The 8906-nt window shown below is 61.8% G+C and carries 13 protein-coding genes; 5 read left to right on the top strand and 8 right to left on the bottom strand.

Annotated elements, in window-relative coordinates:
• Positions 1–15 precede the first annotated feature (15 nt).
• The gene (locus tag O3932_RS07060; RefSeq protein ID WP_314735844.1) at positions 16–732 is read left to right on the top strand and encodes a TetR/AcrR family transcriptional regulator; all 717 of its coding nucleotides are present in this window, start codon (positions 16–18) and stop codon (positions 730–732) included.
• Here the strand turns inward: O3932_RS07060 and O3932_RS07065 are convergent.
• Positions 729–1865: a glycosyltransferase gene (locus O3932_RS07065; protein ID WP_371537292.1), complete on the bottom strand. Its 1137-nt coding sequence runs from the start codon at positions 1863–1865 to the stop codon at positions 729–731. The two genes, O3932_RS07060 and O3932_RS07065, sit on opposite strands and share 4 nt — an antisense overlap.
• 216 nt (positions 1866–2081) lie before the next feature.
• On the opposite strand from O3932_RS07065, the gene O3932_RS07070 reads away from it, so the two are divergent.
• Positions 2082–2309, top strand: coding sequence for a hypothetical protein (locus O3932_RS07070; protein WP_371537268.1), 228 nt, complete (start codon positions 2082–2084; stop codon positions 2307–2309).
• Positions 2310–2321: 12 nt separating this feature from the next.
• Here O3932_RS07070 and O3932_RS07075 read toward each other — a convergent pair whose 3' ends face one another.
• From O3932_RS07075 to O3932_RS07085, 3 genes are all read right to left on the bottom strand, one after another.
• Positions 2322–2900 (bottom strand): GNAT family N-acetyltransferase, encoded by a 579-nt coding sequence (locus tag O3932_RS07075; RefSeq protein ID WP_371537271.1) that lies wholly within the window; start codon positions 2898–2900, stop codon positions 2322–2324.
• Between the two features lie 241 nt (positions 2901–3141).
• Positions 3142–3687 (bottom strand): N-acetyltransferase family protein, encoded by a 546-nt coding sequence (locus O3932_RS07080; protein ID WP_371537273.1) that lies wholly within the window; start codon positions 3685–3687, stop codon positions 3142–3144.
• Positions 3688–3774: 87 nt separating this feature from the next.
• Positions 3775–4740, bottom strand: coding sequence for a Fic family protein (locus O3932_RS07085; RefSeq protein WP_371537276.1), 966 nt, complete (start codon positions 4738–4740; stop codon positions 3775–3777).
• Positions 4741–4896: 156 nt separating this feature from the next.
• On the opposite strand from O3932_RS07085, the gene relB reads away from it, so the two are divergent.
• Both relB and O3932_RS07095 read left to right on the top strand, forming a co-directional pair.
• Positions 4897–5112, top strand: coding sequence for a type II toxin-antitoxin system RelB family antitoxin (gene relB / locus O3932_RS07090; RefSeq protein WP_347715892.1), 216 nt, complete (start codon positions 4897–4899; stop codon positions 5110–5112).
• The gene (locus O3932_RS07095; RefSeq protein ID WP_371537279.1) at positions 5113–5379 is read left to right on the top strand and encodes a type II toxin-antitoxin system RelE/ParE family toxin; all 267 of its coding nucleotides are present in this window, start codon (positions 5113–5115) and stop codon (positions 5377–5379) included.
• A 135-nt stretch (positions 5380–5514) separates the two neighbouring features.
• Here the strand turns inward: O3932_RS07095 and O3932_RS07100 are convergent, their stop codons facing one another.
• From O3932_RS07100 to O3932_RS07115, 4 genes are all read right to left on the bottom strand, one after another.
• Positions 5515–6174, bottom strand: a complete 660-nt coding sequence (locus O3932_RS07100; RefSeq protein WP_314568957.1) for a DUF421 domain-containing protein — start codon at positions 6172–6174, stop codon at positions 5515–5517.
• A 1-nt stretch (position 6175) separates the two neighbouring features.
• Positions 6176–6625 (bottom strand): DUF3290 domain-containing protein, encoded by a 450-nt coding sequence (locus O3932_RS07105; RefSeq protein ID WP_299241419.1) that lies wholly within the window; start codon positions 6623–6625, stop codon positions 6176–6178.
• A gap of 192 nt (positions 6626–6817) precedes the next feature.
• Positions 6818–7273 (bottom strand): hypothetical protein, encoded by a 456-nt coding sequence (locus tag O3932_RS07110; protein ID WP_371537283.1) that lies wholly within the window; start codon positions 7271–7273, stop codon positions 6818–6820.
• On the bottom strand, positions 7270–7863 hold the full coding sequence (locus tag O3932_RS07115; RefSeq protein ID WP_371537286.1) for a TetR/AcrR family transcriptional regulator: 594 nt from the start codon (positions 7861–7863) through the stop codon (positions 7270–7272). The genes O3932_RS07110 and O3932_RS07115 overlap by 4 nt, the downstream gene beginning before the upstream one ends.
• Before the next feature lie 249 nt (positions 7864–8112).
• Here O3932_RS07115 and O3932_RS07120 point away from each other — a divergent pair.
• Positions 8113–8906 (top strand): aldo/keto reductase (locus O3932_RS07120; RefSeq protein ID WP_371537288.1); only part of this gene is annotated, 794 nt, incomplete at its 3' end.

The following is an 8906-nucleotide window of genomic DNA, read 5'->3' on the forward strand; positions in this document are numbered from 1 at the left end:
CGAAGCGGGGAGTCCATGCCGTCGTCACGCCAGCGCGCACTATCGCGAGACATCATCTTGTCGACCGCGCTCAACCTGGTTGACGAGGAGGGACTCTCCGCTTTGTCCCTGCGGTCTTTGGGAAAGCGCCTCGGCGTCTCCCAGGCCGCTTTTTATCGCCATTTCCCCGACAAGGCCGCGCTCTTGGAGGGCATCGCCGAGCAGGTCTGGCGGCTCACCTTCGAGGCCTTCCTGGACCGTGTGAACGCCGGATCGGTCGGCGTGACGGCAACACCGACGAACGAGGCAGGTGAGCCGACCGGGGATACCCAGGCCTCGCCCCTGCTGACGTACATGCGCACCTACGCGCATTGCTTGGCGTCGACACTGCGCTCCCACCCGGGCGCGGTCATGCTGCTACTCACGCACCCGATGTCGACACCCGAGCAGCTCGCGCTCCTGGCTCGCGTGTTCGTGACGCTGGCACGGCGTGGTTTCACGCCGAACGCGGACATGCTGGGGCTGGTCAACGCCGTGTCGATCTACACGACGGCATTCGTCGCCGCCGAGGTCGTTCCGCCCGTGGGCGGCTCCCCCGAGCAGCCCGCCGATCTGTCGGCCGCGAGCGCCGCGCTCGATCCCGAGGACGCGCAGGCGCTGCGCCCGCTCATCGAGGACCTCCTGGACGGTCGCTACGACTTCAACGCCCAGTTTGAGCGAGGCCTGGAGGCGATCCTGCGCGGCTGGGCCTAGCTGACCAGTTTTTCGACCTCGCACACGATGCGCTTGGTGCCACCCAGAGAGGAGAGTTCGTCTCGTAACCCTCGGATTCCCGAGGTTAGGGCGGGTTCATCGACAACGATGCGGCGGGCGGCGCGCGCGATGAGCGCTGGCTTGGGCGCGTGCACGGTCAGGCCGCAGCGCGCGTTTTCCACGGCATCGGCGTTGAATTGGCGCTCAAAAATACGGCCCGGGACGATCACCTGGGGAACCTCATAGGATAGGGCGTCCATCATCGAGTTTTGCCCGCCGTGATGCACGAAGACGCGGACTCGTGGCAGGAACTCAGCAAAGTCGAAGCGGGGCGCGCAGGCTACCTCATGGTCCCCCACAGCGTGGACGGCCTCGGGGACGCCCGCGACATAGACGTCGCAGCCGAGGGTATCGGCGAGCTCTCGTCCGGCGCGCACGGCCACACCCGCAGGGACACTGCCCGCGCCGAGGTAGACGAGGGCGCAATCTCGGGGCCTGCCCGTGAGGGCTGGCGGTTCATCCAGGAAGCCGCAGTAGACGGCCCGCTCCCCCGCGCGCGGTTCCAGGGTCGGGCAGCTTGGGATGAAGCGACGCCGCATCCCCTCGAGGACCGTCAGGGACGAGGCCGGGGCGGTCATGCCCATCTCGCGCAGCAGGCGTCGAATTCCCGCGGATTTGCGCGGGTTGGAGGCGTAGGTGGCGGTCGTCGGCTGCGACCCGCTGCCCACGCATGGGATTCCCTCGGCGCGGGCGGCGATGACGGCTGCAAGGCTGAACTCCGAGTAGACAACGTCGGGGCGCGCGGCTCGCATGTGGGCGCGGAGCGTATCGACGGCCGCGCGCGTGTAGCGCTCGTCGAGGGCTCCGGTCAGCCAGAGGACCTCCTCGAAGCTGTGCACGGGTTTGCGGCCCATGAGGCCGAGTCGCGAGGCCAGGGGGAAGGTGTGGCGGGCAATGGCCTCGGGAAGGCCGAGGGGTGAGGGCACCGGAATCTCGAGCGTCGGGGCGATGGGATTGGCACAGTTGCCGTCGTCTCCCCAGGCCAGCGTGACCTCGTGGCCGCCGTCCTGGAAGGCGCGGGCGACGCGCTGCGCGCGCGACCACGGCCCGCCCATCTGTGAGCGGGCAACCATGGGAACGACGAGAACCTTCACGATTCAAGGGTACGCCGCCCGCAACAGGGTGCTGACGCTCACCGAGCGCCATAAACCCGCCCCAGCCTCGTTCCTTCCCATGAATGAGACCGACGCTGAGTCTTGGGATAAGCCCAGGGCACGTCGTAGCTAAGCTGGTTCTCAATCACGCACCCCCGCAGCGCGCCGACGCACCGATACAAGGAAGGTCCCCCCATGAACGCCGATAAGATCGAGGACGTCATGTCCGAGTTGCTGGGCGAAGGCTACCGAATTGTCAAGGACAATGGCGAGCTCTCACCCGTCATCGACTGGGTCGACTGGACCGAAGACCCGAAGAACGAGGACAAGGAGCAGGTTGAGGTCACTTTCCAGGACGGCTCCACCCGGACCTTCGACAAGGGCGTCCCCATGCGCCAGATCTGGCACGAAGACGTCGACTGAGCGGCTACACCACTAGCGGCCCAGGCGCTTGACGAAGCGGAACATATAGTCGGCCTCGCCCATCGGCTCGCCCGCTCCGCGGGGATGCGTGGTGTCGGGGTGATGTTCGTTGAAGAACTCGACGATGTGGAAGCCGCACTTGTTGACGTAGAAGTGGATGTTGCGCACCTCGAAATAGGGCGTCTCCAGGGTCCATTCCCTCACCTGCGGGTGGGCGGCCTCGATGGCGAACCAGGCGCGCGTCCCCACTCCCCTGGAATGAACCGATGCCTTCATTGCGAAAAGGAGAACCTCGCCTCGATGACCGGCAACGGTGAGGATCACGTTGCCCACGACTTCGCCGTCCTCAAGGATGCGATAGGCGAGCGCTCCCGGCGCATTCAGGGACTCCTCAATGTCGGACAGTGGGAGGATCGGCTGCGCCGTTGCACCGCCCTCGCTGGGACCAGCCGGAGGCTGCTCACGCGCAGCGAGACGTTCCCCCACGAAGGATCCCTGCGGGTTGCCCTGGAAGTGCTCGAAAGATTCCTGAAAGTCCGCGATCAGCGCAGGACGCTCGGTGTCAGTCAGGGGAACAAGCATGATCGTCATGGGATCATCGTATCTGCAAACGGCTGCAAATCTGACAGCAGGGGGCTCTGTCCTCAGCGTCCTGGAGATGGGCCCAACGACGCGCGCCCCCCCGAGAGCCGAAGGGGTACACATGGAACGGCTGCGCGTCATACCATTCGTCATGCACATCATCAAGGTACCCCCACTCGTTTCGACTAAAGGAACTGAGGTTCTAGGCTCCTCAAGCTAGACACGTAACCGCCAGCTACCCTCCGGGGCGCTACAGCTCAAGCTTCATGTGCACGAGCTCCTGGTAGCCCGCAGCCATGGACCGGTAGCCTCGGGGGTTGCGCCCATACTCCTCGAACCCCGCGCGCCGGTAGAGGGACAGCGCTCGTTCATTGTCAGCCACTACCTCGAGCTCAAGCTGGGTGTAACTCGCCCGGCGCGCACAGTCGATGCACGTATCCGTGAGCACTCGGCCGATCCCCATCCCCCAATGTTCTTTGAGGACGCTGATCCCAAAGCGCGCCCGGTGCACCACCTTGCGCCGACCGCCCACCGCCGCGATTCCTGCACTCCCCACGATCCGCCCATCAACGATGGCGACGAGCTCAACCTCATTGTCACTGCGTTCCGTTTCCGCCAGAGAGCGAGCCTCTTGTTCATCATCAGAGCCTTGCTCGTCCGGGTAGGACAGCAGGTAGTCGGTCTCCGCATGCGTGCGCTGCATGATGTCACGCAGCGCGCGGGCATCCGACGCGACAGCGTTCCGCACGAGGAGCTCCACCCCGCCCTTTAACAGCACCGTTTCGGCGTACCTCATCGTCGGACTCCTTGTCTCCCTAGCGGCTTGAACTCATCATGAAGTAGCGGAGTCCCAACGCCGATGCCTGGACTACTGATCGCAGCCTTAGAGTCCGGGGGCGTGGACAACCCACACGCCCGAACGGGGACTGCCCTGACGCTCGAGCACGCCTTCTTCTTTGAGCTGTGCAACCGTGCGCTCGGCGCTCCGCTTCGAGCACCCAAGATATTGCGCAAGCTGAGTGACAGTGGCATGCGGGTCGCCGCTGAGGAAAGCGAGCGCGCGGGTTCGCGCCATATCCTGCGGGTTTGACGGCTTCGCATACGGAAGAATCGATTCCCGAATCGCCTCGAGCATGAACTCCACAAAACTCTCGCACGAACCGGTCGCGCCCGAGCGGGCCAAGGCCTCGTAATAGTCTGCCTGCCGCCTCCTGATAGCGGACTCAACGGGCAGCCACGCCAACACCGAACGCCACCTGGACAGGAGCAGAGTCTGCCAGAGACGTCCCGTCCGGCCATTCCCATCAGAGAAAGGATGACAGAACTCGAACTCGAAGTGGAAGACACACGAGGCGAGCAGCGGGTGCATACGCGTCGTACGCAGCCACTCGAAGAGGCCTCCCATGACCTCGGGGACGTAGGCCGCCGGAGTCCCCGCATGGATGAGAGTTTCCCCGTTGAACACGCCGACATTGCCCGACCGAAAGCGCCCAGCATCGGGGACGAGGCCACCCATCATCACGCGGTGAACGCGCAGTAAATCCTCCAACGAATGAGGATCGAGTTCAGGAATAAGGTCGTAGGCGGCGCGCGCGTTTTCGACTTCGAGGATGTCGCGCCGGTCTCCGAGAACCCGCTTGCCGTCGATAATCGCACTCACCGCGCGTTCGTCTAGTTTGTTCCCTTCGATGACGAGCGAGGAGTAGATCGTCTGGATCCGCAGCTCCCGACGCAGCGTCGGGCTGGTCGACAGTGGCGCTTGAGGCGACAGCATGCCGACGAGCTCAGCGATCTCCATGCACAGCGCATCGATCGCGTCAGTGCGTTCAAACGACGGTTCGTAGGCCATGACCACCCCCTATTACCGCCACAATTATACCGCCACTGGCGGTAATCAAGCAGAGGCCCGCAATACGATTCACCTTTCCCCAGACAGAAGGGCAACCATTGCACATTGACACCAGATCGAAATAGAATACGTTGTATTCAGCTCTAGGAGGTCACCATGCCCACCATGACGATGCGCCTCGACGAAACGGACGCCGAGGTCGTGCGCAAGTACGCCGAATTTGAAGGAAAAACAATTTCCGACTTCGTTCGAGACGCCGTCTTCGAGAAGATCGAGGACCAACAGGACCTCGCTACTCTACGCGAGGCGATCACTACAGACAACGGCGTTCGCTACACCCACGAGCAGGTACTCGCAGAGCTGGGCCTGTAAATGTCCTACCACGTCGAGTACAGCGACACAGCCCTCAAGCAACTGAAGAAAATGGACCGATTCGAGGCGCGACTCACTACGTCGTGGATCAGCAAAAACCTTGAAGGCTGCTCCGATCCCCGCATCCACGGCAAAGGTCTGACCACCAACCGATCAGGAGAGTGGCGCTACCGCATCGGCAACTACCGCGCCCTGTGCATCATCGAAGATGAGCGCCTCATTATCGAAGTCTTTTCCGTCGGACACCGCCGACACATCTACCAGTGATCACGCGACCCTACCAGTCTGTGCCAGTTTCACCGCCAGACTTATACCGCCACTGGCGGTAATCGAGTAGCACTCAAGGACAGACGGTCCACAAAACGGCAGGAGGCCTCGCCAATTGACGAGGCCTCCTCGAAGTTAGCTCTTCACGCGCGTTGCCTTCGGATACGGGATCACCTCGAGATGCCCGGAGACGAGCTCCCCCAGGAACACCTGCTTGACCGAGGAATACCCCAATTTCTTGAGCTCCTCCTTGATCCACGCTTTATCTTTGCCGGCGAGCAGGAGACCATCGGGAACGAGCTGACCGTCGGTCACCAGCGGCAGGAGCGAGCGCTTAGAGCCGTCACCGCGCACACGAATCGTTAAAGACCCGTTGGTTTCCATGATCGCTGCGGCAACGTCGCCAACACTGGCGATCTTCTGCTCACGCAGGCTCCTACTGAGTCCCTCCGCGGTCATTCCCACCTTCGCGCAGCGGGCAATATCCACTTCACCATCACGAACGATCAGCTCAGGCTGACAGGCTGCAAGCTTCTTAAAGGTTTTACTGCTATCGATGAGGATTTTCGTCGCGATAACCACGAGTGACCAGATCAAAATGATGATCAGAAACTGGAGCACCGTCACCGACGAATTATAGATAACGCCGCCGATGATGCCACCCAGCACGTAGTTCTGCACCTGATTGAGAGGCGTATTCAGCGAGAAGTCGCGCTTTCCCAAGATGTTGATCTGGAGCAGCATCGTGAGGATACCGAGTGCGAACTTGATAGCCGTCAGCGTATAGAAGTCCATGTCAGCGCTCTCCATTCACGTAGACGCCATGGTCGATGACATGCGTACGTTCCAGAGTGAAGGAATTGTTGTCATTATTGAGGTGGACGGTGTAGTCCTCCTCGTTGAATCGCACAATCATGCCGTCTTGCAGGGACCGCGAACTCACCAACACGTCCTCCACGTTGACGCCATGATCGATGGCAACACCCTCCATGAAGCCCACGAGCAGCTGCGCCTGCGACTGCTGATCGCTGACCTTCAGGTATTGCTCGGTCTGGATTCCCAGCAGGACGAGCGAGAACACGAAGAGCCCAATGCCCGCGTCACGCCAGCGTGTTTTCACCCGGTTATGCAAATACAGGGCACTAAAAGCGAGAGCCACAACGAGCAAGACGATGATCGCTGCTAGACGCCGTGTCGCATCCAAACTCTGGTGCGACACAATGTAGTCGAGGGTATAAAACTTCATGTGCCTTCCCGGTTCATGAGTGCCGTGTAACGGGCTAACACTAGCACCGGATGACCCGCAGACAGAGGGCCTATCCGCTCCAAGATTCGCACGATGAGCCACACGCCGACGCAGCCAACGACCGGAGGCCTCGTCCATCGACGAGGCCTGGGCCAAGATCGCGTGAAACGCTCAGTTGGTCCCGTGAAACACTCAGTCGGTTCCGTGGAACGCCCACGCGCGACCGCGCACGCCGCGCATGAGGAAACTGGCGCCGGCGAGGCTCAGGGCAAGGCCCAGGCCCGTATAGAAGAAGGCGATGAACCACTCAGGGAAGAGACCAGCCGCGCGCATCCCAATGCCCATGGACATCATGATCGCCATCATGATGTAGCCCTTGCGATCAAAGAAGCGGAAGGGGTTGTGGCACTCGCCTTCCAGCTCGTAGATGCGCTGGGAGTTCTTTTTGACGAGTTTGCTAAACATCGAGTGGAATCCACAGAACACAGCAACCGCTCCCCCAGCAATAGCAATGAGGACGATAGCGGCGACGTCGCGCATGTCGATGGCCGCGCGCACGCCCAGGACCGCCACATTCAGGCCGGCGAGCAACCAGACCACGCCAGCCACGGCGATCAGCTGATTCTTCTTGATGTGCAGTCGGGTCATCGATTCTCTTCCTTCTCATTGGCGGACGCACCGTCGTACAGGGAGGCGTCGAGGAGGGCGAACAACGTCTCACACTCGCCGCCGTCCATGAGGGAGGAGAAGATACTGCCCAACACGTAGCGACACAGGGCCTCGGCGTTCATGGGGCCGACGAGCCGCGAGCGATCCACGGCCTCGTCCGCGTCGAGGACACACTGAAGTCCGCGCTCCATATGGGCGAGCATCGGGCCTCGCACTTCTTCGAGGGCAGCGTGCTCCTTGCGGGGCAGGCGGCGCATCTCCGCGAACCAGTCGACGCTCATGGAGGCGCGGGCCTCGCTCAGGGTCGCGCGGAAGCGCCGGGCATAGCTGGTGAAGCGCTCCCCTGCGCGCACGACGCAGAATTCCTCGGTGAAGGTCTCGTCGAAGAAGCGCGTGAGCACGGCGGCCGTCAGGCCGGCTTTCGTCGGGAAGTAGACGTAGACAGAGCCGACAGCGATGCCGCAGGCGGTCGCGACCTTGCGCACGGAAAGCGCGGAAATACCATCATTCGAGGCAATCTGGTAGGCCTCGTCGATCAGCTGGTCGCGGTCGATCACTTGCTTGGGCACGTGGGACGCTCACCTTTCTGCGCGTAACCGTCATTAATGAACGGTGTTCATTATAGGTCCAAGCATTCCTACAGCAAAGAGAACCGCAGAACCTCACACGCAGCTCGCCACCAATTGACAACGTCGCCATTTTATTCCCACGTGGACACACATACGCTGAGAGCGCAACTCACTAGAACCGCGTTCATGCAGCTCAGTAGGCTTGACACCAACGCATGACACGACGCATGTGAGGAGGAAGGAAACACCATGACTCACATTACACTGAACAACGGTATCGAGATGCCCCTCGTCGGCCTCGGCACCTACCAGCTGTCCTCCGAAGACGCGCAGGCCTCGACGACTTACGCCCTGGACAACGGCTACGAGCTGATTGACACTGCCAACTTCTACGTCAACGAACGCGGCGTCGGCCGCGGCATGCGAGCCTCCTCGAAGGCCCGCGAGGATATCTTCCTCGAGACGAAGATCTGGCCTACGTCTTACGAGAGCGAGACCGCCATCGACGAGACGCTTGAGCGCCTGGGCACCGATTACATCGATCTGCTCCTCCTACACCAGTACGCTGGCGACATTCGCACCGGCTACCGTCATCTCGAGGAGGCCTACAAGGCGGGTAAGGTCCGTGCAATCGGCATTTCGAACTTCCCCATTGAGGAACTCCGACGTCTCCTCGGCGAGTCCGAGATCAAGCCCTCGCTTATCCAGGTCGAGTGCCACCCCTACTTCCCGCAGACCGAACTCAAGGCGCTCCTGAAGGAGCACAACATCGCACTGCAGGCGTGGTATCCGCTCGGCGGGCGCGGCAACGCCTCGATCATGAGTGAACCCGTCATCGCAGAGATTGCGAAGACTCACGGCAAGTCCCCTGCTCAGGTCATCCTCCGCTGGCACGTGCAGCTGGGACACTCGATCGTCCCCGGCTCCAAGACCCCGTCGCATATCGCTGAGAACCTCGACCTGTTCGATTTCGAGCTGACGAACGAGGAGATGGCGCAGATCAACGGACTCGACAAGGGCGAGCCGATCTTCCAGCGCACGCC

The sequence above is a fragment of the Pauljensenia sp. 20925_1_25 genome (assembly GCF_041433955.1).
GTDB lineage: Bacteria > Actinomycetota > Actinomycetes > Actinomycetales > Actinomycetaceae > Pauljensenia.